This window comes from Pseudenemella bisphenolivorans (genome assembly GCF_051133435.1).
Lineage (GTDB): Bacteria > Actinomycetota > Actinomycetes > Propionibacteriales > Propionibacteriaceae > JAAYAO01.
The window spans coordinates 102,372-128,658 of sequence record NZ_JBPGNY010000002.1; the positions used below are offsets into that span (position 1 = coordinate 102,372).

General features: G+C 70.1%; 22 protein-coding genes and 3 riboswitches. Of the genes, 14 read left to right on the forward strand and 8 right to left on the reverse strand.

Annotated elements, in window-relative coordinates; genetic code table 11:
* Positions 1 to 234 precede the first annotated feature (234 nt).
* From cobBC to ACR4XW_RS05360, 3 genes are read right to left on the reverse strand one after another with little or no spacing between them, the layout of a single operon-like run.
* Entirely contained in the window at positions 235 to 2,739 is a 2,505-nt protein-coding gene (gene cobBC, locus ACR4XW_RS05350) for a bifunctional hydrogenobyrinic acid a,c-diamide synthase/histidinol phosphate aminotransferase CobBC (protein ID WP_434759905.1), read from the reverse strand.
* A complete protein-coding gene (gene cobO, locus ACR4XW_RS05355; RefSeq protein ID WP_434759502.1) occupies positions 2,736 to 3,350 on the reverse strand; it encodes a cob(I)yrinic acid a,c-diamide adenosyltransferase in 615 nt (204 codons plus the stop codon). The genes cobBC and cobO overlap by 4 nt, the downstream gene beginning before the upstream one ends.
* Complete coding sequence (locus tag ACR4XW_RS05360) at positions 3,350 to 5,398, reverse strand: VWA domain-containing protein (protein WP_434759503.1); 2,049 nt, start codon at positions 5,396 to 5,398, stop codon at positions 3,350 to 3,352. Before ACR4XW_RS05360 ends, cobO begins: the two co-directional genes overlap by 1 nt.
* A gap of 74 nt (positions 5,399 to 5,472) precedes the next feature.
* A riboswitch (cobalamin riboswitch) is annotated at positions 5,473 to 5,541 on the reverse strand.
* Positions 5,542 to 5,844: 303 nt separating this feature from the next.
* Here ACR4XW_RS05360 and cbiE point away from each other — a divergent pair.
* The 6 genes from cbiE (at position 5,845) to ACR4XW_RS05390 (ending at position 10,653) form a co-directional block, all read left to right on the forward strand.
* Positions 5,845 to 7,071, forward strand: coding sequence for a precorrin-6y C5,15-methyltransferase (decarboxylating) subunit CbiE (gene cbiE, locus ACR4XW_RS05365; RefSeq protein ID WP_434759504.1), 1,227 nt, complete (start codon positions 5,845 to 5,847; stop codon positions 7,069 to 7,071).
* The gene (locus ACR4XW_RS05370) at positions 7,068 to 7,817 is read left to right on the forward strand and encodes a cobalt-precorrin-4/precorrin-4 C(11)-methyltransferase (RefSeq protein WP_434759505.1); all 750 of its coding nucleotides are present in this window, start codon (positions 7,068 to 7,070) and stop codon (positions 7,815 to 7,817) included. Before cbiE ends, ACR4XW_RS05370 begins: the two co-directional genes overlap by 4 nt.
* Before the next feature lie 32 nt (positions 7,818 to 7,849).
* Positions 7,850 to 7,978, forward strand: a riboswitch (cobalamin riboswitch).
* 35 nt (positions 7,979 to 8,013) lie between these two features.
* Complete coding sequence (locus ACR4XW_RS05375) at positions 8,014 to 8,706, forward strand: energy-coupling factor ABC transporter permease (RefSeq protein WP_434759506.1); 693 nt, start codon at positions 8,014 to 8,016, stop codon at positions 8,704 to 8,706.
* Positions 8,699 to 9,055 carry an energy-coupling factor ABC transporter substrate-binding protein gene (locus tag ACR4XW_RS05380; RefSeq protein ID WP_434759507.1) on the forward strand — a complete coding sequence of 119 codons (357 nt, stop codon included), beginning with the start codon at positions 8,699 to 8,701 and terminating at the stop codon, positions 9,053 to 9,055. Before ACR4XW_RS05375 ends, ACR4XW_RS05380 begins: the two co-directional genes overlap by 8 nt.
* 3 nt (positions 9,056 to 9,058) lie before the next feature.
* Positions 9,059 to 9,832 (forward strand): cobalt ECF transporter T component CbiQ, encoded by a 774-nt coding sequence (gene cbiQ / locus ACR4XW_RS05385; RefSeq protein ID WP_434759508.1) that lies wholly within the window; start codon positions 9,059 to 9,061, stop codon positions 9,830 to 9,832.
* Positions 9,829 to 10,653, forward strand: a complete 825-nt coding sequence (locus ACR4XW_RS05390; RefSeq protein WP_434759509.1) for an energy-coupling factor ABC transporter ATP-binding protein — start codon at positions 9,829 to 9,831, stop codon at positions 10,651 to 10,653. Before cbiQ ends, ACR4XW_RS05390 begins: the two co-directional genes overlap by 4 nt.
* Here ACR4XW_RS05390 and ACR4XW_RS05395 read toward each other — a convergent pair.
* From ACR4XW_RS05395 to ACR4XW_RS05405, 3 genes are read right to left on the reverse strand one after another with little or no spacing between them, the layout of a single operon-like run.
* Positions 10,642 to 12,177 carry a precorrin-2 C(20)-methyltransferase gene (locus tag ACR4XW_RS05395; RefSeq protein WP_434759510.1) on the reverse strand — a complete coding sequence of 512 codons (1,536 nt, stop codon included), beginning with the start codon at positions 12,175 to 12,177 and terminating at the stop codon, positions 10,642 to 10,644. The genes ACR4XW_RS05390 and ACR4XW_RS05395 overlap by 12 nt on opposite strands.
* Positions 12,174 to 12,857: a precorrin-8X methylmutase gene (locus tag ACR4XW_RS05400; RefSeq protein ID WP_434759511.1), complete on the reverse strand. Its 684-nt coding sequence runs from the start codon at positions 12,855 to 12,857 to the stop codon at positions 12,174 to 12,176. The genes ACR4XW_RS05395 and ACR4XW_RS05400 overlap by 4 nt, the downstream gene beginning before the upstream one ends.
* On the reverse strand, positions 12,854 to 13,966 hold the full coding sequence (locus ACR4XW_RS05405) for a ferredoxin-like domain-containing protein (protein WP_434759512.1): 1,113 nt from the start codon (positions 13,964 to 13,966) through the stop codon (positions 12,854 to 12,856). Before ACR4XW_RS05405 ends, ACR4XW_RS05400 begins: the two co-directional genes overlap by 4 nt.
* A gap of 62 nt (positions 13,967 to 14,028) precedes the next feature.
* A riboswitch (cobalamin riboswitch) is annotated at positions 14,029 to 14,153 on the forward strand.
* A gap of 62 nt (positions 14,154 to 14,215) precedes the next feature.
* On the opposite strand from ACR4XW_RS05405, the gene cobN reads away from it, so the two are divergent.
* From cobN to ACR4XW_RS05440, 7 genes are read left to right on the forward strand one after another with little or no spacing between them, the layout of a single operon-like run.
* Positions 14,216 to 17,833 (forward strand): cobaltochelatase subunit CobN, encoded by a 3,618-nt coding sequence (gene cobN / locus ACR4XW_RS05410; protein WP_434759513.1) that lies wholly within the window; start codon positions 14,216 to 14,218, stop codon positions 17,831 to 17,833.
* Positions 17,830 to 18,855, forward strand: a complete 1,026-nt coding sequence (gene cobT / locus ACR4XW_RS05415) for a nicotinate-nucleotide--dimethylbenzimidazole phosphoribosyltransferase (RefSeq protein WP_434759514.1) — start codon at positions 17,830 to 17,832, stop codon at positions 18,853 to 18,855. Before cobN ends, cobT begins: the two co-directional genes overlap by 4 nt.
* On the forward strand, positions 18,852 to 19,628 hold the full coding sequence (locus ACR4XW_RS05420) for an adenosylcobinamide-GDP ribazoletransferase (RefSeq protein ID WP_434759515.1): 777 nt from the start codon (positions 18,852 to 18,854) through the stop codon (positions 19,626 to 19,628). The genes cobT and ACR4XW_RS05420 overlap by 4 nt, the downstream gene beginning before the upstream one ends.
* The gene (locus ACR4XW_RS05425) at positions 19,625 to 20,170 is read left to right on the forward strand and encodes a bifunctional adenosylcobinamide kinase/adenosylcobinamide-phosphate guanylyltransferase (RefSeq protein ID WP_434759516.1); all 546 of its coding nucleotides are present in this window, start codon (positions 19,625 to 19,627) and stop codon (positions 20,168 to 20,170) included. The genes ACR4XW_RS05420 and ACR4XW_RS05425 overlap by 4 nt, the downstream gene beginning before the upstream one ends.
* 3 nt (positions 20,171 to 20,173) lie before the next feature.
* On the forward strand, positions 20,174 to 21,610 hold the full coding sequence (locus ACR4XW_RS05430; RefSeq protein WP_434759906.1) for a cobyric acid synthase: 1,437 nt from the start codon (positions 20,174 to 20,176) through the stop codon (positions 21,608 to 21,610).
* Positions 21,607 to 22,368, forward strand: a complete 762-nt coding sequence (gene cobF / locus ACR4XW_RS05435) for a precorrin-6A synthase (deacetylating) (protein WP_434759517.1) — start codon at positions 21,607 to 21,609, stop codon at positions 22,366 to 22,368. Before ACR4XW_RS05430 ends, cobF begins: the two co-directional genes overlap by 4 nt.
* The gene (locus ACR4XW_RS05440; RefSeq protein WP_434759518.1) at positions 22,358 to 22,951 is read left to right on the forward strand and encodes a histidine phosphatase family protein; all 594 of its coding nucleotides are present in this window, start codon (positions 22,358 to 22,360) and stop codon (positions 22,949 to 22,951) included. The genes cobF and ACR4XW_RS05440 overlap by 11 nt, the downstream gene beginning before the upstream one ends.
* A gap of 9 nt (positions 22,952 to 22,960) precedes the next feature.
* Here ACR4XW_RS05440 and ACR4XW_RS05445 read toward each other — a convergent pair whose 3' ends face one another.
* Together ACR4XW_RS05445 and ACR4XW_RS05450 are read right to left on the reverse strand one after the other, a co-directional pair.
* Positions 22,961 to 23,992: a ketopantoate reductase family protein gene (locus ACR4XW_RS05445; RefSeq protein ID WP_434759519.1), complete on the reverse strand. Its 1,032-nt coding sequence runs from the start codon at positions 23,990 to 23,992 to the stop codon at positions 22,961 to 22,963.
* Positions 23,993 to 24,001: 9 nt separating this feature from the next.
* The gene (locus ACR4XW_RS05450) at positions 24,002 to 24,622 is read right to left on the reverse strand and encodes a TetR/AcrR family transcriptional regulator (protein ID WP_434759520.1); all 621 of its coding nucleotides are present in this window, start codon (positions 24,620 to 24,622) and stop codon (positions 24,002 to 24,004) included.
* A gap of 96 nt (positions 24,623 to 24,718) precedes the next feature.
* On the opposite strand from ACR4XW_RS05450, the gene ACR4XW_RS05455 reads away from it, so the two are divergent.
* A complete protein-coding gene (locus tag ACR4XW_RS05455; protein ID WP_434759521.1) occupies positions 24,719 to 26,209 on the forward strand; it encodes an aldehyde dehydrogenase family protein in 1,491 nt (496 codons plus the stop codon).
* The last annotated feature ends 78 nt before the right edge of the window (positions 26,210 to 26,287 follow it).

Sequence of the window (26,287 nt, forward strand, 5' to 3'; positions counted from 1 at the left end):
TGGCGTTGACCGGCAACCGTTCGGCCCGGTCACGCAGCACCACGTCGTAGCCATAGGGATCGGCCTCGGTGACCAGTTCGATCAAACCCCGGGACGCGAGGTCGCGCAGTGCCGCCGACGGTTCGGTGCTGAGCACGCTGACCCGCGCCCCGTCGTCCAGCAGGGCGTGGATGCGGGCGCTGACCCCGTCCTGCGGGTGGTGGATCAGCACGCTGCGGTGCGGATGGGTGAGTGTCACCGGAGCTCCTCCAAGGTTGTGCCGAGCGCGTCGAGCAACGGGTCGGTCAGGTCGGGGCGGCGGACCGCGATCCGGATCCAGTCGGCTCCGAGTCCGGGAAAGCTGGCCCCGGTACGCACCGCGAAACCCTTGTGGCGCAGGGCCGGACGGACCCGCTCCCCCACCCGCACCAGCACGAAGGGGGCGTGGCCGGGCACCGGACGCAGCCCGAGGCCTTCGAGTCCGGCGACCAGGTGGTCGCGCCAACGGCGCAGTTCGGTGGCACCCTCGGCCGCCTCACCGACCGCCGACCCGGCGGCGGTGGCCACCATCGCGGCGGCGGCCGGGGCCGAGACAGACCAGTGCGGTTGCTGGCCGGCGAGCTTGTCGATGAGTTGTGGGTCAGCCACCACGTAGCCGGCCCGCAGCCCGGCGATCGACCAGGTCTTGGTCAGCGAACGCAGCACGATCAGCCCGGCCATATCGCGCGCGATCAGGGTTTCGGCCTCGCCGGGTACCGCGTCCATGAAGGCCTCGTCGATCACCAGGGTGCGGCCGGGCCGGCGCAACCCGTCGAGCACGGCGCGCGGATGCAGCACCCCGGTGGGGTTGGTCGGGTTGCCGATCAGCACCAGATCGGCGTCCTCGGGCACGTCGGCGGCGTGCAGTACGAAGCCGTCCTCACAGGCGGTGAGGACGTGCTCGGGAACCTGACCGGCAGCCAACAGCGCCGATTCGGGTTCGGTGAACTGCGGGTGCACGATCACCGGACGACGTGGTGTGAGGGCCCGGGCGATCAGGGTGAAGGCTTCGGCCGCGCCGTTGGTCGGCAGCACCATCTCGTCGGGCAGGCCGTGGCGGCGGGCGATCGCCCGGCGGGCGTCGGTGGCGTCGGGGTAGGCGGCGATATTGCTCAGGCTGTCGGTGATCGCCTGCTGCAACCAGGCCGGTGGCGCTGCGGCTCGGACGTTGACCGCGAAATCGGCCAAACCGTCGCCCAACTCGGCGTCCCCGTGGTGGTCCAGGGAGTCGAGGGCGGGGTCGGGGTACCAAAACCGGTCACTCAGGGCCGGATTTTGCTCGATTCGGGCCGAATCCGGGGGGTGAGTTGGGGGTTTTGGTACCCCTCCCCCGGCACCGCGTGCCTGAACCGCGGCGAAATCGGCAACCGCCCCGGCGAAGGCCACCCCGAGTTCGGGGGCACCGGCCCAATGGGTGTGCAGGTAGGAGGCGTGCATCGTGGCGCGGCCGGTGCCGGCCGGGTCGGCGGTGAAACCCTCCGGTTCGTCCCCGAGCAACCAGGCCGGGGCCGGGCCGGCGGCCGGGGCCACCCGGGTGCGGTGGAACTCGTGGCCGTGCACCTCGGTACCGGCCGGGCCGAGCACCGAATCCGTGCCGAGCACCGCACGGTGGTACTGCAACCTGAGCCGCGGATGCATCGCGGCCCGGGCCTCGATCGCGCCGACCATGTCGTGGCCGTCGAGGGATTCGCACAGGTACAACAGCCCGGCGCACTCGGCGACCGTCGGCAGGCCGGCCGCGATCGCCTCGCGGATCTCGGTGCGCAGCGCGGTGTTGGCGGCCAACCCATTGGCATAGACCTCGGGGAAACCGCCGCCCAGGTAGAGCCCGGCGGTGCCGGCGGGCAGTTCCCGGTCGCGGGCGGGGTCGAACTCGACCGGGTCGAGACCCTGAGCACACAACAGTTCGGCGGTTTCGGGATACCGGAAGGTGAAGGCCCGTCCCCCCGCCAGGGCCACCACCGGACGGGCCCCGGGGCCCTCCACCCGCGTCGGGGGTGTCCACGGTTCGACGTCCACCGCGGGGGCGCGACCGGCGATCTCGACAATCGCGTCCAGGTCGATGTGTTCGGCGGTCTGCTCGGCGAGCAGATCCAGGGCGCGCACCGCACCGTCGCGTTCGGCGACCGGAATCAACCCCAGATGCCGGGACGGGGCACTCACCCCCGCAGCCCGCGGCAGCACCCCCAACACCCGGTGGCCGGCCGCCTCGACCGCCCCGCGCACCTCGTCGGTGTGTCGTTGCGAGCCCGACTTGTTCAGGATCACCCCGGCGATGTGGATCGCCGGGTCGAATCCGGCCAACCCGTGCACCATCGCGGCCACCGTGCGGGCCGCGGCGGAGATGTCGATCACCAACACCACCGGGCTCTCGGTGCGGGTGGCGATGTGGGCGGTGGAGGCGAAGCCGCCGCTGCCGAGGCGTCCGTCGTAGAGGCCCATCACGCCCTCGATCACCGACAGGTCGGCCGGTTGTGGGGTCAGGTGGCCGTGGGCGAGCAGCGGCAGCATCAGTTCCTCGGGGCACAGCCAGGGGTCGAGGTTGCGCCCGGCCCGACCGGTGGCCAGTGCGTGGTAGCCGGGGTCGATGTAGTCGGGCCCGACCTTGGCCGGGGCAACCCGGTGGCCGGCCCGGGTGAGGGCGGCCATCAACCCGACGGTGACGGTGGTTTTGCCCTGTCCCGATGCCGCCGCCGCGATCACCACCCGTGGCAGTTTCACCACTCGATGCCCTTCTGGCCCTTCTGGCCGCGGTCGAAGGGGTGAGTCACCTTGGTCATCTCGGTGACCAGGTCGGCCATCTCGATCAGGGCGGGGGCGGCGTCGCGTCCGGTGATCACCACATGCTGGTAACCGGGGCGGTTGCGGAGAGTCTCGATGACGTCATCGACCTCGACCCATCCCCACTTCATGACGTAGGTGAACTCGTCGAGGATGTAGAGGCTGTGGGTTTCGGCGGCCAGCCGGCGTTTGATCTCGGCCCAGCCCTCGCGGGCGTCGCGGGCGTGGTCCTGTTCGGTGCCGGCCTTGCGCGACCACGACCAGCCCGACCCCATCTTGTGCCATTCGATCGGGCCACCCTCACCGGTTTCCTCGTGTACCCGGTTGAGCGCCTCGAGGGCGGTTTGTTCCCCGATCCGCCACTTGGCCGACTTCACGAACTGGAACACTCCGGTCGACCAGCCCTGGTTCCAGCCGCGCAGGGCCAGCCCGAAGGCCGCGGTCGATTTTCCCTTGCCGGCGCCGGTGTGCACCATCACCAGGGGTTGGTTGCGGCGCTGCCGGGTGGTCAGGCCGTCGTCGGCGGTGACCGGGGTTTTTCCTTGCGCCATCAGGCTGCCCTCCCGTTCGTTGCTGTGGTGTGACCGACCGCCGTCACCAGGGCTTCGGCCGCCACCTCGGGCAGCGGCAGGTAACGCGCCCCCATTCGGACGGCCAGGTCGCGGGCCAGGCCCATTCGGAACCGGCCCGATTCGCAGTCGACCACCACCACATCGGCGCCGACGGTGCCCCACTGATCGGCGATCTCGCGGGCCCGGGCCACCGCATTCGGGCCACTGGTGGCCCGACCGTCGGTGAGCAGCACCACCAGGGCGCGGCGGCGCGGGTCGCGGATGCGTTCCAGCTCGATGGTGCGAGCCACCCGCATCAGCCCCTCGGCCAACGGCGTGCGGCCACCGTGCGGCAGATCGGCCAGGCACCGTTCGGCGGCCTCCACCGAGGTGGTCGCCGGTAGGGCCAGTTCGGACGAGTGACCCCGGAAGGTGACCACCGCGACCCGGTCGCGTTTGCGGTAGGCGTCCAGGAGCAGGGACAGCACCGCGGTCTTGACCTCGCTCATCCGCTGCCGGGCACCCATCGAGCCCGAGGTGTCGACGGCGAAGACCACCAGGTTCGATTCCCGGCCCTGGGTGATCGCCCCACGCAGATCTTCGGTACTCAGCCGCAGTGGGCCCGGATACGGGTGCCGGCCCCGGTTGCGGGCGGCCGCGGTGAGCGTGGCCGGTAGGTGTACCCGTCGCAGATCCCGGGTGGTGGCCCCGATGGTGCGGCCGTGGTCGGTGATCGCCCGGCTGCGTCGTCCGGCCCGTCCGGCACCCAGGCCGCGCACCTCCAGATTGCGGGCCACGAACGGGGTGGCCGGACGGGCGGTGCCCCGGGGTGCGGGCGCCGGGAGTTCCGGCTCCTGAGGGTGCTTGTCGTCCGGACGTTCGGGCTCGGGCTCGGGTGGTGCGGGTGTCTCGGACGGCGGTGGCTCGGGATTCGGGTCACCGGGGGAATCGGGTGGGCCGGGGTTCTCCGGTGGGGTGTCCGGGCCGTCCTCGTCGGGGCCCTCGGGGTTTTCCGGTTCGGGGGTGGGCGGGTCGTCCTCGGGGTCGTCGTCGCCGAGCAGTTGGTCGAGCAGGTCCTCGTCCAGGCCGGGGGCGTCGAAGGGGTTGCGTCGGCGGCGGTGCGGCAGGGCGAGTCGCGCGGCGGCCCGCACATCGGCCCGGGTGACGGTGTCGCGGTCGAACCAGGCGGCATGAGCCTTGGCGGCCCGGGCGGTGACGATGTCGGCGCGCATCCCGTCCACCTCGAAACCGGCACAGACCCGGGAGATGCGTTCCAGCTCCCGATCGGGCAACCTCACCCGGCCGACGAGATCGCGGGCGTGGGCGATGCGAGCCCGCAGGGCTTCTTGTTGATCGGCATAGCGGGCACAGAATCCGGCCGGGTCGAGGTCGTAGGCGAGCCGACGACGGACGATTTCGGCACGCAGTTCGGGGTCACGGCTGGCGGCAACCTCGACGGTCAGACCGAAGCGGTCGAGCAACTGGGGGCGCAGTTCGCCCTCTTCGGGGTTCATCGTGCCGACCAGCACGATCCGGGCGGCGTGGGAGACCGAGATGCCGTCGCGTTCGACGGTGTTGCGGCCCATCGCGGCGGCGTCCAGCAGCAGATCGACCAGATGGTCGTGCAGCAGGTTCACCTCGTCGACGTACAGGATGCCGCGGTTGGCCTCGGCGAGCAGCCCGGGTTCGAACTCCGCCCCCTGTCCACCGAGGGCCTTGCGCAGGTCGAGCGAGCCGATCACCCGGTCTTCGGTGGCACCCACCGGCAGTTCCACCAGCCGCGCGGCCCGGAAAAGCACCTCGCCGGTATTGCGGGCCAGGTCGGGGCAGGTCGGGTCGGGGTGGGCCGGGTCGCAGCCGAAGCGACAGCCCGCCATCACCTCCTGGTCGGGCAGGATTTCGGCCAGCCCGCGCACCATCGTCGATTTGGCCGTGCCCTTTTCGCCACGCACCAGAACACCGCCGACCTCGCTGGAGATCGCGGTCAGGATCAGGGCCAGCCCCATGTCGTCGGCGCCGAGGATGGCGGAGAACGGGAACTGTGACATCTACTTCCTCCTGGCGAGTGCCTCGCTCGCCCGTCGTGAGCCGACGGCCCGTTGGCCGGCGGGGCTCTGGATGATGTCCTGGCTCGTCCACCCTTCCGGTGGCTTCACAGTGGCGGGACCGCTGCGGGATGTAACCGCAATTCCTCATCAGAACCGTTGCCCATCATGCCATGCATGGCCGGTTCGCGTGCTGGGCCGGGGGCGGTTGAAGGACGGGGAGGGTGCGGTGTGCGCCGCCGGATCGGGGCCGGACGGTCCGGGGTCGTGGATGAAAACGCACCCCTGAGCGGCCTATCTCGCATTTTCGGGCAGGATCGGGCCGATTCGGATGCGTTTTCATCCATCGCCAGGTTCGTTGGCTCGGTGTCCGGGCCGAGCCGAGGGCGGCGCCGGACCGTACCCGGGGCCCGCCGAGCACCCCGCGGTCGCGGTCTACACTGTCCGCCGTGATCGAAGTGGTGGGGGTTCCGGCGGCCGGAGTGACGGCCCTGCCGCCCGACCTGCGCCGCATCGTGGACGGCGCCGCGGTGCTGGTCGGCTCTCCCCGGTTACTGGCCGCGGTGGCCGAGCACCCGGCCGACAAGGTCGAGTGGCCTCGTCCGCTGTTGCCCGGCTTGGACGAGTTACTGGCCGAGTTGTCCGAGGGTCCCCAACCGGTGGTGGTGCTCGCCACCGGTGACCCCCTGGACCACGGCATCGGCGCCACACTGATCCGACGGCTCGGAGCCGATCGGGTGCGGGTGCACCCGGTGGCCGGTTCGGTGGCGCTGGCCCGGGCGGCGATGGGGTGGTCGACCCGCGACGTGGACGTGGTGTCCCTGCTCACCTCCGGCCCCGAGGCGATCAACCGACTGCTCACCCCGCATCGCCGGATCCTGGTGCTCTCCCCCGACGAGTCCGGGCCGGCGCGGGTGGCCGAGATGCTGCGCGCCGACTGGCCGGAGACCCGGCTGACGGTGCTGGCCAACCTGGGGGCGGCCGACGAGGAACGCATCGAACTGTCCGTCGACACCGCCGCGACCACCCCCGTCCCGCGGTTGCATGTGATCGCGGTCGAACTGCCCGCCGGGCCCACGATCGGCACGACACCGGGACGCCCCGACGAGACCTTCGATCACGACGGCCAACTCACCAAGCGCGAACTGCGGGCCATCGCCCTGGCCGCACTGCGTCCGGCCCCCGGGCAGGTGTTGTGGGATCTGGGTGCCGGGGCCGGATCGGTCGCGATCGAATGGGCCCTGCACGACCCGCGCTGCACCGCCCACGCGGTGGAACGCCACCCCGAACGGGCCGCCCGGATCACCGCCAACGCGCGATCCGCCGGGGCCACCGGCGTGCGGGTGGTCGCATCGGACGTCGCTTCGGCCTTGACCGATCTGCCCACCCCGGACGCGGTCTTTCTCGGTGGCGGCATCACCGCCGAGGTGATCGACCGGGCCTGGGCCGCTCTGGCCCCCGGCGGCCGGATCGTGGCCCACACCGTGACCATCGACACCGAACGGGTGGTCGTCGAGGCGCACCGCAGGTTCGGTGGTGAACTGCGCCGGATCATGATCGAACGCGCCGACCCGCTGGGCAGCTACCTCGCCTGGCGACCGGCCCGTCCGGTGGTCGAATGGTCGGCCACCCGTCCGGCAGCCCCGCACCGGCCCGCACCCGAGGAGACCACATGACCGTCCACTTCATCGGTGCCGGCCCCGGCGCCCACGACCTGCTGACCCTGCGGGCGGTCAACCTGCTCGGCGCCAGCGGCATGTGCCTGTACGCCGGCACCTATCTGGACGAGCGGGTGTTGGCCCATTGCCCGCCCGATGCCGAACTGATCGACACCCAGGGCATCAACCTGGACGAGATCATCGAGCACATGGTGCGCGCTCACGCCGAGGGCACCGATGTGGCCCGGCTGTGCTCGGGAGACCCGTCGATCTACTCGGCGATCGCCGAGCAGGCCCGTCGCCTCGACCGGGCCGGGGTGCCCTGGGACATCACCCCGGGGGTGCCGGCCTATGCCGCCACCGCCGCGATCGTGGGCCGCGAACTCACCGTCCCCGAGGTCACCCAATCGGTGGTGTTGACCCGCGCCCAGCGCGATTCGACCAAGATGCCGCCCACCGAAACCCTGGCCGCCTTCGCCGAAACCCGCGCCACCCTGGTGCTGCATCTGGCGATCCGACACACCCGACGGCTGGCCGAAGAATTGACGCCCTACTACGGCGCCGACTGCCCGGTGGTGGTCGGCTCGCAGGTCAGTGGGCCGGACGAGTTGATCCTGCACGGCACCCTGGCCGATATCGCCGACCAGGTCGAGGCCCAAGGGCTCACCCAGGCGGCGGTGATCATCGTCGGTTGGGCGCTGCGCGCCGAAGGCTTCATCGAGTCACATCTGTACCGCACCAGACAGGCCGCCGGGAGCGAGTAGCCGGTCAGCCGGCCGAGCCGTCGAACTGTCCGAACCCGGTGCTATGGTCACCACAATCAGATGCGGCAACGAGGAACCCGGTGCAAACCCGGGACGGTCGCGCCACTGTGAACAGGGCTCTGCCCTGTGAGTCAGGAACTCGCCCACATCTGCCCAACGATCGGAACGCGCAATTCCGAGAGAGGCCAGTTGACCCATGCATATTGCCGAAGGCTTTCTGCCGCCGGCCCACGCCGTCGCGTGGACGATCGCAGCCGCACCCTTCGTGGTGCACGGTGCCATCGCCATCACCAAGACCGTCAAGGAACACCCGAACGCCAAGCTGTTGCTCGGCGCGGCCGGTGCTTTCACCTTCGTCATGTCGGCGATCAAGCTGCCGTCGGTGACCGGCAGTTCCTCCCATCCGACCGGCACCGGGGTGGGGGCGATCATCTTCCGACCACCCGTGATGGCGGTGTTGGGCACCATCGTTCTGCTCTTCCAAGCCCTCCTGCTGGCCCACGGTGGTTTGACCACCCTGGGCGCGAACGCCTTCTCGATGGCGATCGTGGGCCCCTGGGCGGCTTACGGTTTGTACAAGTTGCTCAAGCCGGCACCCTTCTCCGTCCGGATCTTCTTCGCCGTGGCGGCGGCGAACCTGATCACCTACGTCGTCACCGCCACCCAACTGGCACTGGCTTTCCCCGATGCCTCCAGCGGATTCATCGGCGCCTGGGCGACCTTCCTGGGCATCTTCGCGATCACCCAGATTCCGTTGTCGATCGTCGAGGGCCTGATCGGGGTGCTGCTGTTCAACGTGCTGCGCTCCTGGGCACCCACCGAACTGCACGACCTCAAGGTCGATCTGCCGGCCGGCGAAGCACCGGAGAAGGAGCCCGTCCATGTCTAAGTCAGTGATCAACGCCCTGATCGTTGCGGCCGTGGTGCTGATCTTCGGCATCGCGCTGGTGATCGGCAACCAACAGATCAGCGGGGACGAGGAAGGCTTCGGCGGCACCGACGGCCAGGCCACCGAGACGATCGAGGAATCGAACCCGCACTACGAACCGTGGTTCACGCCCTTCTTCGAGCCGGCCGGTGAGATCGAGTCGGGCCTGTTCGCCCTGCAGGCGGGTATCGGTGGCGGGGTGCTCGGCTTCGTGCTCGGCGCCCTGTGGCGTGGTCGGCGTTCGAGTCGGGGTGCCGAACAGACCCCCGATGCCGTGACCGAATCGGCCACCAGCAGCGACACGACGTAGCCGATGGCGCGACCGGCGCTGGACGACGCAGCCTGGAACAGCCCTTGGCGCACCCGCTCGACCCTGGAGAAGGCGGTGTTGAGCCTGGGGCTGCTCCTGGTTGCGGTCACCTCCCCCACCACGGCGGTATCGGGGTTGGTGTTGCTGGTGTCGGTGCTGATCGCCCTGGTCGGCGCCCGGATACCACCCCGCGGGTATGCCCTGGCCCTGCTCGGCCCGGCCACTTTCGTGCTGATCGGGGCGGTGGTGATCGCGGTACTTGTGGGCCGTCCGCCGGCCGAGGCGATCTGGTCGTGGTGGTTGCTGTCGGCGACCGACGACAGCCTGGCGCTGGCCGCCCAGGTGACCACCCGCAGTGTCGCGTCCTTCTCGGCGGTGTTGCTGTTGGCCGCCACCACCCCGATGAGCGACCTGCTCGCCGGGCTGCGGGCCCTGCGAGTACCCGAGGTACTGGTCGAGATCGCCGGGTTGATGTACCGGATGCTGTTCTCGCTGCTGAGTTCGGCCGGGGCGATCATGGAGGCCCAGCGGGCCCGGCTCGGCTACGCGAGTGCCTCGTCCGCCCGTCGCTCGGTGGGTGGCGTCGGGGGTGCGGTGCTGCGGCAGGCCTGGACCCGTGCCCAACGCCTGGAGGCCGGACTGGAGGGTCGCGGCTACACCGGTTCGCTGCGCACGCTCACCCCACCCCGTCCGGTGTCGCGGCGGTTCCTGGTTCTCTCCGGGCTGCTGCTGGTCACGCTGATGTCAATATCGATCACCACCGCGGTACTGCGATGAGTGACGCGCACACCCTGTTGGCCGCCGAGGCCGTGACCGCCGGGTACCGCGGCCTGCCGAAGGTGCTCGTCGATGCCTCGATGACGGTCACCTCCGGAGGCCGGCTGGCGCTGATGGGTGCCAACGGTTCGGGCAAGACCACCTTGCTGCGGGTGCTGTCGGGCGCCCATGAACCCGCAGCCGGACGGGTGAGTTACCGCGGCGAAAAGCTGAAGCACCGGCCCGGGTCGCTGACCACGCATCGGCAGCGGGTGCAGTTGGTGTTGCAGGACCCGGACGATCAGCTCTTCTCCGCCGATGTGCGCGCCGATGTTTCCTTCGGTCCGCTGAACCTCGGGCTGAGCGATGCCGAGGCCCTGGCCCGGGTCGACGAGGCTCTGGCTCTGTTGGAGATCGTCGACCTCGCCGACCGGCCGGTCCATCAGCTCTCGTACGGCCAGCGCAAACGGGTCGCGATCGCCGGCGCGGTGGCGATGCGTCCCGAGGTGTTGTTGTTGGACGAGCCCACCGCCGGTCTGGACCCGGTCGCGGTGAAGCAGTTGTTGAACACCTGGGGCCGGCTGCAGGCCGCCGGAACCACCGTGGTGGTGGCCACCCACGATGTCGACCTGGCCTGGCAGTGGGCCGATCAGGTGGCCGTGGTGCACGACGCCTCGGTGTGGCAGGGGCCCACCGCCGAGATCCTCACCGATCAGAATCTGCTCGCCGCCGCACGCTTGGATGTGCCCTGGCAGGTGCAGATCCTGCAGCAGGCCGGCGTGGAAATCCCCTCGGACAACCCGCCACGCACCGCCGTCGAGATCGCCCGGCTACTGCGCTGAGGTCTGGTCGTCGGCGACGAACCGGGGCGTCCAGACCCGTCCGTCGGCCCTCACCCGGGTGCCGGAGGCACCGACGATCACCAGGCACTTCATGTCGATGGTTTCCGGGTCGAGGTCGGCCAGGGTGGTGACGGTCAGCGACTCCTCGGCGCGTCCGACATCGCGTGCGACGACCACCACGGTTTCGGGTGCCTTGACCTGCAGCAGCACCTCGCGGGCCCGGCCGAGCAGGTCGGGACGCGACCGTGAGCGCGGGTTGTACAACGCCAGGACGAAGTCGGCCTCACCGGTGGCGCGCAGCCGTTTCTCGATCACCGACCACGGTTTCAACCGGTCGCTCAGCGACAGCAACACCAGGTCGGCCCCCAGCGGTGCCCCGGCCAGTGCCGAGGCGGCGACCGCTGCGGTCATCCCGGGCACCACGTTGATCGGCACGTCGGCGAACTCGGGACAGTCGGCGGCTTCGAAAACCGCGGCGGCCATCCCGAAGATGCCGGCGTCGCCGCCGGAGACCACCGCGATCTGTCGTCCGGCCAGGGCCAGTTCGCAGGCCAGCCGGCCCCGGTCGACCTCGACCGTATTGCCGCTGGCATGCCGGGTGAGGCCCTCGCGTTGCGGCACCCGCTCGACATAGGGGGCATAACCGATCACGTCGTCGACCATGGCCAACACCTCGGCCGCTTCGGGGGTCAGCCAGCGGTCGGGGCCGGGCCCGAGGCCGACCACATGGACGGTTCCGGTACCCGATTCGGTGTCGGACGATTCGGCCGCCACCGGTTCGGCTCGTCCGGCCGAGTCGGCGCGCCGATCCAGACCCGGCACCACGATCAGCGACATATAGGGCACCGAGGCCGGGTCGACCTCGGCCACCGGCAACACCCGCTCACCCTCGCGGCTGGCACGTTCGACATAGACCGCCCGCTCCAACAGCCCGGCCTGACGCAGGGCCTCGACCACCCCGGCGAAGGTGCGGCCGAGTTTCATGATCACCGCGGCGTCGGTGTCGGCCAGGCGGCGGGCGAGTTCGGGCACCGGCAGGGTGCCCGGCAACACGGTGAGCACGTCCTCGTGCCGGCACAGCGGCTCGGGGATCGCCGCGGTGCCGCCACTGATCGCGGTCACCCCGGGCACCACCACGGTCTCGAACTCGGGCGCGAGCCGGTCGTGCAGGTACATGAAGGAGCCGTAGAACAGCGGGTCGCCCTCGGCGAGCACCACCACTTCGCGTCCGGCGGTCAGATGAGCCCTCAATCGGGCGGCACAGTCGTCGTAGAACTCGGCCATCAGCCCGTGGTAGCCGCCGGGGTGCTGATAGCTGCCGGTGGTGACCGGGTAGCGCAGTTCTTCCTCGATCACCCCGTCCGGCAACAGGTCGGCGGCGATCCCGCGGGCGATCGAAGCCCGTCCACCGGCACCGGCGTGGTAGGCGATCACATCGGCGCGGCCGATCAGCCCGGCGGCGCGCACTGTGATCAGGCCGGGGTCCCCCGGGCCGAGGCCGACCCCGTACAGACGTCCGCTCATGCCAACTCGTGTTCGTGGGCGATCGCATTCACCGCGGCGGCGGCCATCGCCGACCCGCCCCGGCGGCCGTGCACCACGATCCAGGGCACCTGCCCACCCTCGGGCAGTTCGTGCTCGGCGAGTGCCTGCTTCGACTCGGCCGATCCGACGAAGCCGACCGGCATGCCGATGATCGCCGCCGGACGAGGAGCGGCCAGGTCTTCGTCGAGCAGCACTTCGAGCAGATGGAACAGCGCGGTCGGGGCATTGCCGATCGCCACCACCGCTCCGGCCAGCCGCTCCCCCCACAGCGACACCGCCGCCGCGGCCCGGGTGGTGTCCCAGGATGCGGCCAGTTCGGGCACCCGCTCATCGCGCAGCGTGCAGACCACCTCGTTGTCGACCGGCAGCCGGCGCCGGGTGACGCCGTGGGCGAGCATTTGCGAGTCGGTCAGGATCGGTGCCCCGGCACGCAATGCTGCCCGGGCGGCGCGCACCACTTCCGGGTGGGCGGCGACCCGGTCGGCCACCTCGACATCACCGGCGGCATGCACGACCCGGACGGCGACATCGGCCACATCACCCGCGAAGGCGCCGAGCCGGGCCCGGGCCTCATCGCGGATCATCCCGAAGGAGCGACGGTAGATCTCCTGACCGTCGGTGATGTAGTCGTAGCGGCGGGCCGGCCGGCGGATGGTCATCGGGTTGCCTCCCGGAGCAGGTGTCGGGCGTGCTCGGTATCGGTCGGGGCGATCACGTCCACCGCGCGGGCGGAGTGCCCGCAGCGGCGGTCGCAGCCCGAGACATGGACGTGGCCGAGGTCACCGTCGCGAGCCAGATCGCGGGCGATCTGCAGGGTCGGCGAACTCGTGCGGACACAGTGCGGCGCCCCGACACAGGCACTCACCCGGGTCGAAGCATCGCCGGCGTTGATGATCAGGCCGGTCTCGGCCAGCCGGCCCGCGACCTCGGCATCGCCCCGTCCGGGCAGCAGGATCGACCGCCACGGGGTGACCACGACCACCCCAGAACACAGTTCGGCGATCAGGTCGGCCTGGGCCGGCTCCAGCATGCCGAGCGGCACCCCGACCAACAGGTCGTCGCCGTGGATGCCGGGTTCGGGCGGGGTGGTCGCGGCCGGCAGCTCGTCCACTGCGTCGGTCAACAAGGCGAACACGGACGCCTCGGCCGGCAGATCGCGCACATTCCACACCGGATCGGGATGGGGATGTTCCCGGTCGGCGACGAAGGCCCGGGCCAGTTCCAACATCGCGGCCACGGCCTCACCGCGGGCCACCCGACGCACCCGGGGGCAACCGGCGGCGAGCAGCAGGCCCGAGTCCGGGGTCTCGGCGACATGGGCCAGATCCCACGGTTCCCCGAGCATCACCCCGGTGCCGTCGTCGAAGGCGACCAGCAGCCGTCCGGGCAGCCGAGCCAGTTCCTCATCGGCCCGCAGCCCGGCGTCGAAAGCGGTCGCCATCTCGGCCGAAGCCGCATCGAAGGGCGCGGCGATGATGTTGCGCATCACCTCATGGCTGGGGGTGGGCAACAGGCCGAGCTCGACCACCAGCGGTTCCAGGTCGGCCGGCAGCGGGTCGGGCAGACCGCGCAGTTGCAGGTTGCCGCGGCTGGTCAACTGCAGCACCGGCGCCCCGTTGGCGGCGGCGTAACCGGTCAGTGCCCGCAGGGTCTCGGCCGGTACGCGTCCGCCGGGTGATCGCAACCGCACCAACGCGCCGTCCCCACTGACGTAGGGGCGCAGAACTCCGGGGCAACGATCTTGGGCGGGACGGGTCGAGGTCAACACGCCGTCATCGTAGGACTCGGGCTTTCCGGGCTCTCTGCCGGGGCGGCGGGCATCGACAGTTCCGGTTCGCCTCGCGCTAGGGTGTCTCCTGGTTGACAGCACGGAACCCGGTGAAAGTCCGGGACGGTCCCGCCACTGTGAGCCCCATCGGGGTGAGTCAGGAACGTGCTCCAGCCACCGTTGCCGCCGGTACTCGGCGGTTCCCTACCACCCGGGGCGTGGACACCCCGGTGAGGAGTTGCGTCGCCGATGCCCCGTATCGCACTGCTGTCGACATCCGATACCGACCTGCTCAGCGCCAGGGCCAGCGGCGCCGACTATCTGTGGGCCAACCCCGCCCGCACCGAGGTGCCCGACATCGGCGGCTGTGATCTGGTGATCGCCCGCATCCTTGGCAGCCCCCAGGATCTGCAGACCCTCGTCCCCGGTCTGGGTGCGTTGCAGGTGCCCGTGGTGGTGCTCGGCGGCGAGCAGGCCCCGAACGCCGAGTTGATGGCACTGTCGACCGCACCCAAGGGCACCGTCGCCGAGGCCCATCGTTACCTGGCCTACGGTGGCGCGACGAACCTGGCCAACCTGCACCGGTTCCTGAGCGACACCCTGTTGATGACCGGGGACGGTTTCGAGCCGCCGGTCGAACTTCCGAGCTGGGGGGTGCTCGACCGTCCCGAACCCACCGATGCCGACCGACCCCGGGTCGGGGTGTTGTTCTACCGGGCCCAGTACGCCGCGGAGAACACCGACTACGTGCACGCCCTGGCCGATGCGATCGACGCCGCCGGTGGCATCGGGGTGCCGATTCACGCCACCTCGCTGCGCGACGCCTCGGCCGACCTGATCGAGTACCTGGGCACCCTGGACGCGCTGGTCACCACCGTGCTGGCCGCCGGGGGCACCAAACCGGCCACCGCCGGGGCCGGTGAGGATGACGAATCCTGGGATGTGGAGAAACTCGCCGCACTCGACATCCCGATCCTGCAGGGCCTGTGCCTGACCTGGAGCCGGGCCTCCTGGACCGAATCCGACGACGGCATGTCGCCGCTGGACGTGGCCACCCAGGTGGCCGTCCCGGAGTTCGACGGCCGGTTGATCACGGTCGCTTTCTCCTTCCGCGAAACCGACGGGGACGGCCTGCCGCACTACGTGCCCGATCACGAACGCTGCGCCCGGGTCGCGCAGATCGCGGTGAACCACGCCCGGTTGCGGCGCATCCCGCCGGCCGAACGGCGGATCGCGGTGCTGCTGTCGGCCTACCCGACCAAGCACTCCCGAATCGGCAATGCCGTCGGCCTGGACACCCCGGTGTCCACGATCAGGCTGCTGCGGGCGATGCGCGAGGCCGGTTACGACCTCGGTTCGCCGTGCACCCTGCCCGGGGTCGACCCGCTGCCCCCGGTCGCCGACGAGGACCCCGAAACCACCGCCGGCAACGCGCTGATGCATGCCCTGATCGCCGCCGGGGGCCAGGATCCCGATTGGCTCACCCAGGAGCAGGTGTCCGAGGCGCAGGTGCGGATCAGCGCCGCGCAGTACCGCGGCTGGTTCGAGCGGCTACCGGCCGATCTGCGTGAGGCGATGACCGAACACTGGGGTGAGGCCCCCGGCGAGGTGTACGTCGACCGCGAAACCGACCCGGACGGGGAGATCGTCTCGGCTGCATTGGGCTCGGGCAATGTGGTGCTGTTGGTGCAGCCGCCGCGCGGCTTCGGCGACAACCCGATCGCGATCTACCACGACCCCGACCTGCCGCCCACCCACCATTACGTGGCCACCTACCAGTGGATCGAGCACGGTTTCGGGGCGCACGCAATCGTGCACGTCGGCAAACACGGCAACCTGGAATGGCTGCCCGGCAAGAACCTGGCCCTCTCCGACGGCTGCGGCCCGGACGCCGCGCTGGGCAGCGTCCCGCTGATCTATCCGTTCCTGGTCAACGACCCCGGTGAGGGCACCCAGGCCAAACGCCGGGCGCACGCCACCATCGTCGACCACCTGGTGCCGCCGATGGCCCGGGCCGAGTCCTACGGTGACATCTCCCGGTTGGAGCAGTTGCTGGACGAGTACGGCAACGTCCAGGCGATGGACCCGGCCAAGGCCCCGGCCCTGCGCGGGGAGATCTGGACCCTGATCCAGGCCGCGAAACTGCACTTCGACCTGGGCCTGGAGGAACGTCCCGACGACGAGGCCTTCGACGAGTTCGTGCTGCACGTCGACGGCTGGCTGTGTGAGATCAAGGACGTGCAGATCCGCGACGGGCTGCACGTGCTGGGGCAGGCACCCGAGGGTGAGGGCGAGGTCAACCTGGTGTTGGCGATGCTGCGGGCCAACCAGATGTTCGGCGGCAGCACCGGATTCGTCCGGGGTCTGCGCACCGCGCTGGGATTGGCCGAGAACAACGCCTCGAAGACCGACACCGACCTGGCCGAACACACCGCCCGTCGCCTGGTCGAACAGGTTGCCGCCCACCACTGGTCGGCCGATGCGGTCGAGGCGGTGGTCGCCGACATCCTGGGCGGGCCGAACGACGAGGCTGCCGCCGCCCTGCGGTTCGCCTGCGACGAGATCATCCCCCGGCTGCGCGCCACCGACCGCGAGATCGACATGGTGCTGCACGCCCTGGACGGCGGCTACATTCCGGCCGGGCCGTCCGGTTCTCCGCTGCGCGGGCTGGTCAACGTGCTGCCCACCGGACGCAACTTCTACTCGGTCGACCCGAAGGCGATCCCGTCCAAACTCGCCCACCAAACCGGTATCGCGCTGGCCGACTCCCTGCTCGAGCGCTACCGCGAAGACACCGGTGAGTACCCGCGCTCGGTCGGGATCTCGGCCTGGGGCACCTCGGCGATGCGCACCTCCGGCGACGACATCGGCCAGATCCTGGCCCTGCTCGGGGTCACCCCGGTGTGGGACGAGCAGTCCCGGCGGGTGATCGGGCTCGAACCCGTCCCCCTGGACGAACTCGGTCGACCCCGGATCGACGTCACGGTGCGGATCTCGGGCTTCTTCCGCGATGCCTTCCCGCATGTGATCGCACTGCTGGACGATGCGGTCGAACTGGTCGCCGGGCTGGACGAGCCGGACGAGCAGAACTACGTCCGGGCCAATGCCCGCGCCGATCTGGCCGAACACGGCGACGAACGTCGCGCCCGCACCCGCATCTTCGGGTCGAAACCGGGCACCTACGGGGCGGGCATCCTGCAGGCGGTGACCGCCGGCAACTGGCGCGACGACACAGACCTGGCCGAGGTGTACACCCAGTGGGGCGGGTATGCCTACGGCCGCGAAATGGACGGCAAGCCGGCCCGCGACGACATGCAGCGCAACTACGCCCGGATCCAGGCCGCGGCCAAGAACATCGACAACCGCGAATCCGACATTCTCGATGCCGACGACTTCTACCAGTTCCACGGCGGCATGATCGCCACCGTGCGAGCCCTGTCGGGCAACGAACCGCGCGCCTATGTCGGTGACTCGACCACCCCCGAGGCGGTGCGCACCCGCACCCTGTCGGAGGAAACCAACCGAATCTTCCGGGCCCGGGTGGTGAACCCCCGCTGGATCGCCGCGATGCAGGCCCATGGTTACAAGGGCGCCTTCGAGCTGGCGGCGACCGTCGATTACCTGTTCGGTTTCGATGCCACCACCGGGGTGGTGCCCGACTGGATGTACGAGACCCTCGCCAACGAATACGTGCTGTCGGAGCAGAACCAGGAGTTCCTGCGCCGGGCCAACCCGTGGGCGATGCGCGACATCATCGAAACCCTCTCCGAGGCCGCCGACCGTGGCCTGTGGGAGAACCCCGATCCGGAACTGATCGCCGACCTGCAAGAGGTCTATCTCTCCGTGGAAGGAGACCTGGAGGAATGAACACCACGATCACGCCACCCTCACCCGACACCCAGCGCGAGGCGGCCGAACGCATCGACGGGCTGGCCAAGCCGATCGGTTCGCTGGGCCGACTCGAAGAACTCGGCGCCCGGCTGGCGGCGATGCAGGATCTCTGCCCACCCGAGCCCCTGGACAACGTGCGGGCCGTGGTGCTCGCCGGTGATCACGGCGTCACCGCCTCGGGGGTGGCGGCCTACCCCTCGGCGGTCACCATCGCGATGGTCAACGAGATCGTGGCCGGACGGGCCGGGGTGTCGGTGTTGGCCCGCCAACACGGGGTGCACCTGCGGGTGCTCGACATCAGCGTGGATGCACCGGCCGGCACCTTCGCCGACGGGGTGGACGCCCACAAACTCGGCACCGGCTGCCCGCCGATCGACACCGACGATGCGATGGACCAGGCCGGGCTGAATGCGTCCCTGGAAACCGGTGAAGCCATCTGCGCCGAAGAGGTCGCCGCCGGCGCCCAGGTGCTGATCCTGGGTGACCTGGGCATCGGCAACACCACCGCCAGCGCCGCCCTGGTGGGTGCCGAGCTGGGCCTGCCGGCAACCGAGGTCACCGGTCGTGGTGCCGGGTTGGACGAGGAGGCCTTCGCCGGTAAACAGCGCACCGTCCAGCAGATCATCGACCGGGCCGACGATGCGGCCGATGCCCGGGAACGGTTGCGGCGAATCGGCTCGCCCGACATCGCCGTCGGCGTCGGGGTGATGATCGCCGCCGCCCGGGCCGGGGTTCCGGTACTGCTCGACGGCAATATCGCCACCACCGAAGCGCTCTATGCCGAGGCTCTGGCCCCCGGGGTGCGCGAGTGGCTGATCGCCGCGCACCGCACCCCCGAACCGTGCCTGGATCATGCCGTGAAGGCCCTCGGCCTGACCCCGCTGCTCGACCTCGGCATGCGCCTGGGTGAGGGCTCGGGGGCGATGGCGGCGCTGCCGTTGCTGCGCTCGGCGGTGCTGGTGCAGCGCGAAATGGCTCTGCTGGCGGACGTGTTGTGAGCCTGGCGACCGGGGCCCGGCTGGCATTGGGCACGTTGACGATCATCCCGGTCGGCAACCTGATGCCCCTGCCGAAGGGTGCCGCCCGGGAGGCGATGAGTCTGGCCCCCGTGGTCGTCCTGCCGATCACCCTGGTCGCCGGGGCGATCTTCCAGGGGGCCACCTGGCTGGGCCTGTCCGGCCCGGTCGCCGGTGCCCTGGCCCTGGCCGCAATGGCGGTACTCACCCGGGCGATGCACCTGGACGGGTTGACCGACACCGTGGACGGGCTCGGTGGCGGCTGGACCCGGGAACGGGCCCTGGAAATCATGCACCGCGGCGATGTCGGCCCGATGGGGGTCGCCGCCCTGGTGCTGGTGTTGCTCGTCCAGGCCGGGTCGCTGGCCGCACTGACTGTACTGCCGTGGACCGGACTCCTGGTCGCGGTGGCCCTGGCCTTCGGACGCATCGCCGCCCCGGTGTTGTGTGTGCGCGGCATGCCGGCGGCCCGCTCGGCCGGGATGGGGGCGGTGATGGCCGGCAGCGTGCCGGCACCACTGATGGTGCTGGTGGTGCTGGGCAGCACGGTGGCCCTGACCGGGGCGGTGCTGGTGTCCGGGCTGGCCTGGTGGTGGGGTCCGGTCGCGGCCCTGGTGACGCTGCTGGTGCTGTGGCTCTTCTCCCGGCTGGTGTTGCGCCGAATCGGCGGCACCACCGGTGATGTGTTCGGTGCCGGTATCGAGATCGCCACCACGGTGGTACTGATGGTTCTGGCGATCGGAGCAGCCCGATGACACCAACCCCAACTTGCACGCTGGTGACCGGCGGCATCCGGTCGGGCAAATCGGCCCACGCCGAACAGTTGCTGGGTGAGGCACCTGCGATCTACCTGGCCACCGGCCCGGTACCCGGGCCCGACGATGCCGACTGGCAGGCCCGCGTCAACGCGCACCGGGCCCGCCGTCCGGCGTCGTGGCGGACGGTCGAATCGGGCGATGTTCCGGCCACCCTGGCGAGCGCCGACCGGACGGTGCTGCTGGATTCGGTCGGCACCTGGCTGGCCCGGCAACTGGATGAACTCGGAGCCTGGGACGACCGGCCCGGCTGGGCCGGGACTCTCGGCGCTCGGCTCGACGACATGGTCGCCGCGGTGACCGCCTTCGAGCACGACCTGGTGATCGTCAGCGAGGAGGTCGGCCTGTCGCTGGTCAGCGAACACCGGGCCGGACGGCTCTTCGCCGACTGGCTGGGCACGGCGAACCAGCGGTTGGCCGCGGTCTGTGACCGGGTGGTGCTGGTGGTGGCCGGTTGCCCGCTCGTGGTGAAGGAGGGCTGAGCCCTGGCCGGGTTGTTGATCGCCGGAACCAGCTCCGATTCCGGCAAGTCGGTGGTCACCGCCGCCCTGTGCCGGGCCTTCGCCGGCCGGGGACTCTCCGTGGCCCCGTTCAAGGCGCAGAACATGTCGAACAACTCGATGGTCTGTCTCGACGGCGCCGAGATCGGCCGGGCCCAATACCTCCAGGCCCAGGCCGCCGGGGTGGAACCGTCCGGGGTGCACAATCCGGTGCTGCTGAAACCGGGCTCCGATCGCCGCTCCCACATCGTGCTGCGCGGCCGTCCGGCCGGGGTGCTGGACGCCGGCCAGTACGCCACCGGCCGCCGCCACCTCGCCGAAGCCGCCTTCGCCGCCTACGAAGAACTGCGCGACAGCCATGACCTGGTGCTCGCCGAAGGCGCCGGGTCACCGGCCGAAATCAACCTGCGCGCCGGGGATTACGTGAACCTCGGTCTGGCCCGACGGTTCGATCTGCCGATGATCCTGGTCGGCGACATCGACCGCGGCGGGGTGCTGGCCGCCCTGTACGGCACCTGGGCATTGCTCGACCAGCCCGACCGGATGCTGCTGCGCGGCTACCTGATCAACAAGTTCCGCGGCGATCGGGATGTGCTCACCCCCGGCCTGGACGAGATCACCCGCCGCACCGGCATACCGTGTGCCGGGGTGTTGCCCTGGCTGGAGGGCATCTGGCTCGATTCGGAGGATGCGCTGTCCACCGCCCGTTGGGGACATGAGGCCGCCGAAGGTGACCTGCGGGTCGCGGTGGTGCGCTTTCCGCGCACCTCCAATGTCACCGACGTCGATGCCCTGGCCGCCGAACCGGGGGTTCAGGTATCGGTCACCACCGACCCGCAAGTGTGCGCCGCCGCCGACCTGGTGGTGCTGCCCGGCACCCGGGCCACGGTCAGTGACCTGGCCTGGCTGCGGGAACGCGGCTTGGCCGAGGTGTTGCGGGTCCGCGCCGAGGCCGGACGTCCGGTGCTGGGCATCTGTGGTGGCTACCAGATGCTGGTCGACCACATCGACGACGAGCACGAATCCGGTGCCGGCTCGGTACCCGGCCTGGGACTGCTGCCGGGGTCGGTGAGATTCGGTGCCGAGAAGGTGCTGGGTCGACCGTCCGGCACCTGGGGTGGGCTGCCGGTGTCGGGCTACGAGATTCACCACGGGGTGGTCGACGACGACGGCTCCTTCCCCGGTGGGCAGCAGTCCGGTGCGGTCACCGGCACGATCTGGCACGGCATCTTCGAAGGCGACGAGTTCCGCCGCGCGTGGCTGGCCGAGGTGGCCGCCCGGGTCGGCTCCCCGTGGCAACCCCACCCCGACAGCGAAGGCTTCGCCGCTCGCCGGGAACGGATGCTGGACACCCTGGCCGAGGCCGTCACCGCCCACCTCGACCTCGATTGGTTGCTCGAACTGTCACAGGAGAAGCGATGAGACGGATTCACATCATCGGCATCGGGCTCGGTGCGGCCCGCCACCTCACCGGCGAGGCGATCGCCGCGATGAACGAGGTGGACGTCTTTCTGGTGCCCGACAAAGGCGAGCAGAAATCCGAACTGCTGAGCATGCGCCGCGAACTCTGCACGCAGGCGATCGAGCACGACCGCTGGGAACTGCGCGCGGTGCCCGACCCCGAACGCGGCCCCGACGCCAAACGCACCGCCGAGCAATACCGGGCCGGGGTCGAGGCCTGGCATGCGGCCCGGGTGGCCCGCTTCGTCACCGAGATCGAGTCGATGCCGACCGATGCGACGGTCGGGTTTCTGGTCTGGGGTGACCCGGCCTTCTACGACTCGACGATCCGGATGGTGAATCGCATCGCCGCCGAGATCGAGGTGCAGGTGCGGGTGATCCCCGGCATTTCGGCGATTCAGGCGCTGGCCGCCGAACACCGGATTCCGCTGAATGCCGTCGGTGGGCCGGTACACATCACCACCGGACGTCGCCTGGTCTCCGAATGGTCACCCGAACTGGGCACCGTGGTGGTGATGTTGGACGGTCACCTGGCCTGTCGTGACCTGGTCGAACGCGCGCCCGATCTGCAGTTGTACTGGGGCGCCTGCCTGGGCATGCCGCAGCAACAGTTGCGGTCGGGCCGGTTGGCCGAGGTGATCGACGAGGTGGTGGCCACCCGCGCCGCGGTACGGGCCGAACTCGGCTGGGTGATGGATGTCTACGCCCTTGTCCCCTGACCACTCGTCCCTCGGGGCTGCCTGCCGACAAACCGTGGTGCACCTGGTGCGGCACGGCCAGTCGACCTGGAATGTCGAGCGCCGACTGCAGGGCCAGACCGTTCATCCCCCACTCACCGACCTGGGCCGACGGCAGGCCGAAGCCGCAGCCGAGGAACTGGTGCGGATCGTCGGTGCCGATGCCTGCCGGCTGGTCAGCAGCGACCTGGTTCGGGCCCGAGAGACCGCCGAGATCATCGCCGACCGGCTCGGGGTGGCAGTGAGGCGGGACGAGGCGCTGCGCGAACAACACCTGGGTGAGCTGCAGGGCCGGCTGACCGCCGATCTTGTTCCCGAGCCGGTACCGGAGGGGTGTCATCTCAGCGAGGTGCGCTGGGGTGGTGGCGAGTCGATCGCCGATGTACATGCCCGGCTCACGGAGTTCTTCACCGCCGAGGTGCCCACCGCACCGGGCCACCTGATCGTGGTCACCCACGGCGACACGATGCGGGTGGCCGAGGCGGTGCTGCGCGGCCGGGGCCATCGCGAGGTGGTCTGGGACGGGGTACCCGGCAACGGTTCGATCCTGACCTTCCGGGGCTAGCCCAGAACCTCAGTCCTGCGGCGGCAATCCCAGAATTTCGCGCAGTTCGGCCGCACTCAGGTCACCGGGTTGGGCCCCGGTGGCCGCGGCTTGTCGTCCCAGCCTGGCCAGCGTCGTGTTCAGCGGGGCGCGCTGCCCGGTGGCGTGGGCGATCGCGGTGATCTCGCCGTTCAGGTAGTCGGTCTCGACGCTGCCGCGTCCCTTGGCCAACGACTGCCAGGTCGACCCGCCCAGCTTCTCCGGACCGCCGGGAACCTCGGCGATCTTCGGCCCCTGCCGCCGCTGGGCGGCCTCGGTCTCGTCGTCGACGATGTCGATGCCGGCCGCCTTGATGACCTCACGGGCCTCCGCGTCCGCAGCCCGCACCACGTCGCGGGCCTCCGATGAACCGACCAGGGCTTGGACGACGTTGCCGATGTTGGTGAGCAGCTTGCGGTACTTCCACGGCATCACGTCATCGGGCAGCGGGATGGTCATCTTCGTGCCACCCCAGGTGCGGCTGAGCTCGGCAAGGAGTTCCCGGTCGGCGTCGGTGGTGAGGGCGGCGGGCACCCGGGAGCAGTGCAGCACCGCCACCACCGGGGTGAAGCGGGCGATCACCACCCCGGGGTCGAGGTTCACCGTCGGCGCCCACACCGACATGCCGAACACCCGGGCGAACCACCGCTGGGCAATCGTTTCGGCGGCGACCCCGTTGGTGGCCATGATCACCGGCAGCGACTCCCCCGCGGTGGACGTCGAACCGTCGGCCAATCGCACCGGAAGATCGGCCCAGGTCGCCAGCGCCTCGGCGACCTGGTGGGTTTTCACCGCCACCACGAGCACGTCGTCGGCGGTGAGTTCCGCCTCGGTTGGGTCGAGCCAGACCGGGGCAGGCACGGTGTCGTTGTCGTCGGGGGTGAGCAGGGTGAGTCCGCGCTCACGCAAGGCCCGTCCGTGCTCGCCCCGAGCCACCCACACCGTGTCGATGCCCGCCAGCGCGAGCCGGGCCCCGATCGTGCCGCCAACAGCTCCCGCACCGATGATCACGTACCTGGTCATGTTCGGAGTCTAGAAGTCGGCGCGGATTCTCGGTCCGTCACCCGGATGCGCCAGAGCAGCTTCCACCAACTCCCGGGCGGTCGCTTCCCCGTCGTCGATCGCCGAGGCATAGGGTTCGCGCAACATCATCGCCATCGTGCCGGCATAGGCGATCACCAGTTGCTTGGTGAGCCGGGCCGACCCCCGCTCGTCCAACCCCAGATGCCCGACCAACTCGGCGGTGCGCTCCCGCAACAGCCGGGTTTCGGCACCCAGCACCCGCTGCAGGGGAATCCCCGGATGTGGGGTCGCCGCGGTGGTACCACTGAAAGCACACCACCGTTCCTCCAGAAAGTCGCTCTGGTAGCGGCGCAGCGCCGGCCACACCGACAGGGCCAACTCCACCGGCGTGCTCGCCCGCTCGATCGCCTCGTCCCAGACCTGCATCCAGATCCGCAACCGACGTTCCAGGGCGGCGGTGATCAGGCCCTCCTTGTTGCCGAAATGCTTGTACAGGCTCGGCGGTGAGGCGTGCGCTTTGCGCAGAATCACGTCGACGGGAGTGGCGATCACACCATCGACGAAGAACAGTTCATCGGCGGCATCGAGTAGGCGCTCCTGGACGGATCGCTCTTGCACACTCGCGGACATGGTGAAAGTATAACGACCGTTACTGTAAATGTAACGCCCGTTATCTACCCACTTTCGACCGATCGGCGGTGTTCCGCGCCGCCCGGAGGAGCCTGCATGTCGACCCTGTATATCGACGGCCGGTGGCGCGAGGCGGCATCGGGAGCCACCCGCGAAATCACCTGCCCCGCAGACCGCTCGGTGGTGGTCACCGTCGCCGAAGCCAACGAGCAGGACGCCCGCGAGGCCATCGCCGCCGCCCGCCGGGCCTTCGACGAGGGCCACTGGCCCACCACCCCGACCCCGGAGCGGGCCGCGGTGCTGATGAAGGTGGCCGACCTGCTCGACGCCGAACAGGAAGAAGTCGCCCGCCTCGAATCCGAGGACACCGGCAAGCGGCTGGTCGAATCCCGCATCGACATGGACGATATCGCCGCGGTCTTCCGGCACTTCGCGGCGCTGGTGCAGGGCGAGGCCGGACGGGTGATCGACACCGGTCAGCCGGATGTCTCCTCCCGGGTGGTGCACGAACCGGTCGGGGTCTGCGCGCTGATCACACCGTGGAACTTCCCGCTGCTGCAGACCGCCTGGAAGGTCGCCCCGGCCCTGGCCGCCGGCAACACCTTCGTGCTCAAGCCCAGCGAACTCACCCCGCAAACCTCGATCTGGCTGATGGGCGCCCTGGAACGCGCCGGCCTGCCGGCCGGGGTGGCCAACCTGGTGCTGGGTACCGGCGCCGAGGTCGGCAGCGTGCTGACCGAACACCCGGATGTCGATCTGGTCTCCTTCACCGGGGGCCTGCAGACCGGCAAGGCGATCATGGCCGCGGCCTCCGGCACCGTGAAGCGGATCGCCCTGGAACTCGGTGGCAAGAACCCCAACGTGATCTTCGCCGACGCCGACCTGCCGGCGGCGATCGACAACGCGCTGACCGCGATCTTCCTCGACTCCGGTCAGGTCTGCTCCGCCGGGGCCCGGCTGATCGTCCAGGAGGAGATCCACGATCAGGTCGTCGACGAGTTGGTGCGCCGCGCCGAGATGATCCGGCTCGGTGGCCCCTTCGACGAGCAGGCCGAAACCGGACCGCTGATCAGCGACGAGCACCGCGACAAGGTCGCCGCCTACGTCGACAAGGCCCGCGAGGAGGGTGCCGTGGTGCGCTGCGGCGGGACGATCCCCGAGGGTGACCTGGCCGCCGGCTCCTACTACCCACCGACCATCCTGGATCGTTGCACCCGCGAGATGAGCTGTGTGCACGACGAATCCTTCGGCCCGGTACTGACCGTCGAGACCTTCTCGGGCACCGGCGACGACGAGCTCGAGGACGCCGCGGTCGCGATCGCCAACGACACCACCTACGGCCTGGCCGGTGCCGTCTGGACCGAGAATGCCGGACGTGCCGAGCGGGTCGCCCGTCGGCTGCGCCACGGCACGATCTGGATCAACGACTACCACCCCTATGTGCCGCAGGCCGAGTGGGGCGGGATGAAGCAATCCGGTATCGGACGCGAGCTCGGTGTCGCCGGCCTGCACGAGTACGTCGAGACCAAGCACATCTGGCACAACACCCGACCCGCCCCGGCCGATTGGTTCGCCGGCCGCGAGTGAACCCGACCGGATGCCGCACCGAACGCGGCACCCGGACCCCCGAGTTTTTTGTTTGTTTTCTGTCCACCATCGCCCGTT

What these genes read in the sequence shown, in the direction of transcription:
- cobO (WP_434759502.1), bottom strand. Translation starts at nt 3,350, where the DNA reads ATGGCGCAAGGAAAAACCCCGGTCACCGCCGACGACGGCCTGACCACC.
- ACR4XW_RS05360 (WP_434759503.1), bottom strand. Translation starts at nt 5,398, where the DNA reads ATGTCACAGTTCCCGTTCTCCGCCATCCTCGGCGCCGACGACATGGGG.
- ACR4XW_RS05370 (WP_434759505.1), top strand. Translation starts at nt 7,068, where the DNA reads ATGACCGTCCACTTCATCGGTGCCGGCCCCGGCGCCCACGACCTGCTG.
- ACR4XW_RS05375 (WP_434759506.1), top strand. Translation starts at nt 8,014, where the DNA reads ATGCATATTGCCGAAGGCTTTCTGCCGCCGGCCCACGCCGTCGCGTGG.
- ACR4XW_RS05380 (WP_434759507.1), top strand. Translation starts at nt 8,699, where the DNA reads ATGTCTAAGTCAGTGATCAACGCCCTGATCGTTGCGGCCGTGGTGCTG.
- cbiQ (WP_434759508.1), top strand. Translation starts at nt 9,059, where the DNA reads ATGGCGCGACCGGCGCTGGACGACGCAGCCTGGAACAGCCCTTGGCGC.
- ACR4XW_RS05390 (WP_434759509.1), top strand. Translation starts at nt 9,829, where the DNA reads ATGAGTGACGCGCACACCCTGTTGGCCGCCGAGGCCGTGACCGCCGGG.
- ACR4XW_RS05395 (WP_434759510.1), bottom strand. Translation starts at nt 12,177, where the DNA reads ATGAGCGGACGTCTGTACGGGGTCGGCCTCGGCCCGGGGGACCCCGGC.
- ACR4XW_RS05400 (WP_434759511.1), bottom strand. Translation starts at nt 12,857, where the DNA reads ATGACCATCCGCCGGCCGGCCCGCCGCTACGACTACATCACCGACGGT.
- cobN (WP_434759513.1), top strand. Translation starts at nt 14,216, where the DNA reads ATGCCCCGTATCGCACTGCTGTCGACATCCGATACCGACCTGCTCAGC.
- cobT (WP_434759514.1), top strand. Translation starts at nt 17,830, where the DNA reads ATGAACACCACGATCACGCCACCCTCACCCGACACCCAGCGCGAGGCG.
- ACR4XW_RS05425 (WP_434759516.1), top strand. Translation starts at nt 19,625, where the DNA reads ATGACACCAACCCCAACTTGCACGCTGGTGACCGGCGGCATCCGGTCG.
- cobF (WP_434759517.1), top strand. Translation starts at nt 21,607, where the DNA reads ATGAGACGGATTCACATCATCGGCATCGGGCTCGGTGCGGCCCGCCAC.
- ACR4XW_RS05445 (WP_434759519.1), bottom strand. Translation starts at nt 23,992, where the DNA reads ATGACCAGGTACGTGATCATCGGTGCGGGAGCTGTTGGCGGCACGATC.
- ACR4XW_RS05450 (WP_434759520.1), bottom strand. Translation starts at nt 24,622, where the DNA reads ATGTCCGCGAGTGTGCAAGAGCGATCCGTCCAGGAGCGCCTACTCGAT.
- ACR4XW_RS05455 (WP_434759521.1), top strand. Translation starts at nt 24,719, where the DNA reads ATGTCGACCCTGTATATCGACGGCCGGTGGCGCGAGGCGGCATCGGGA.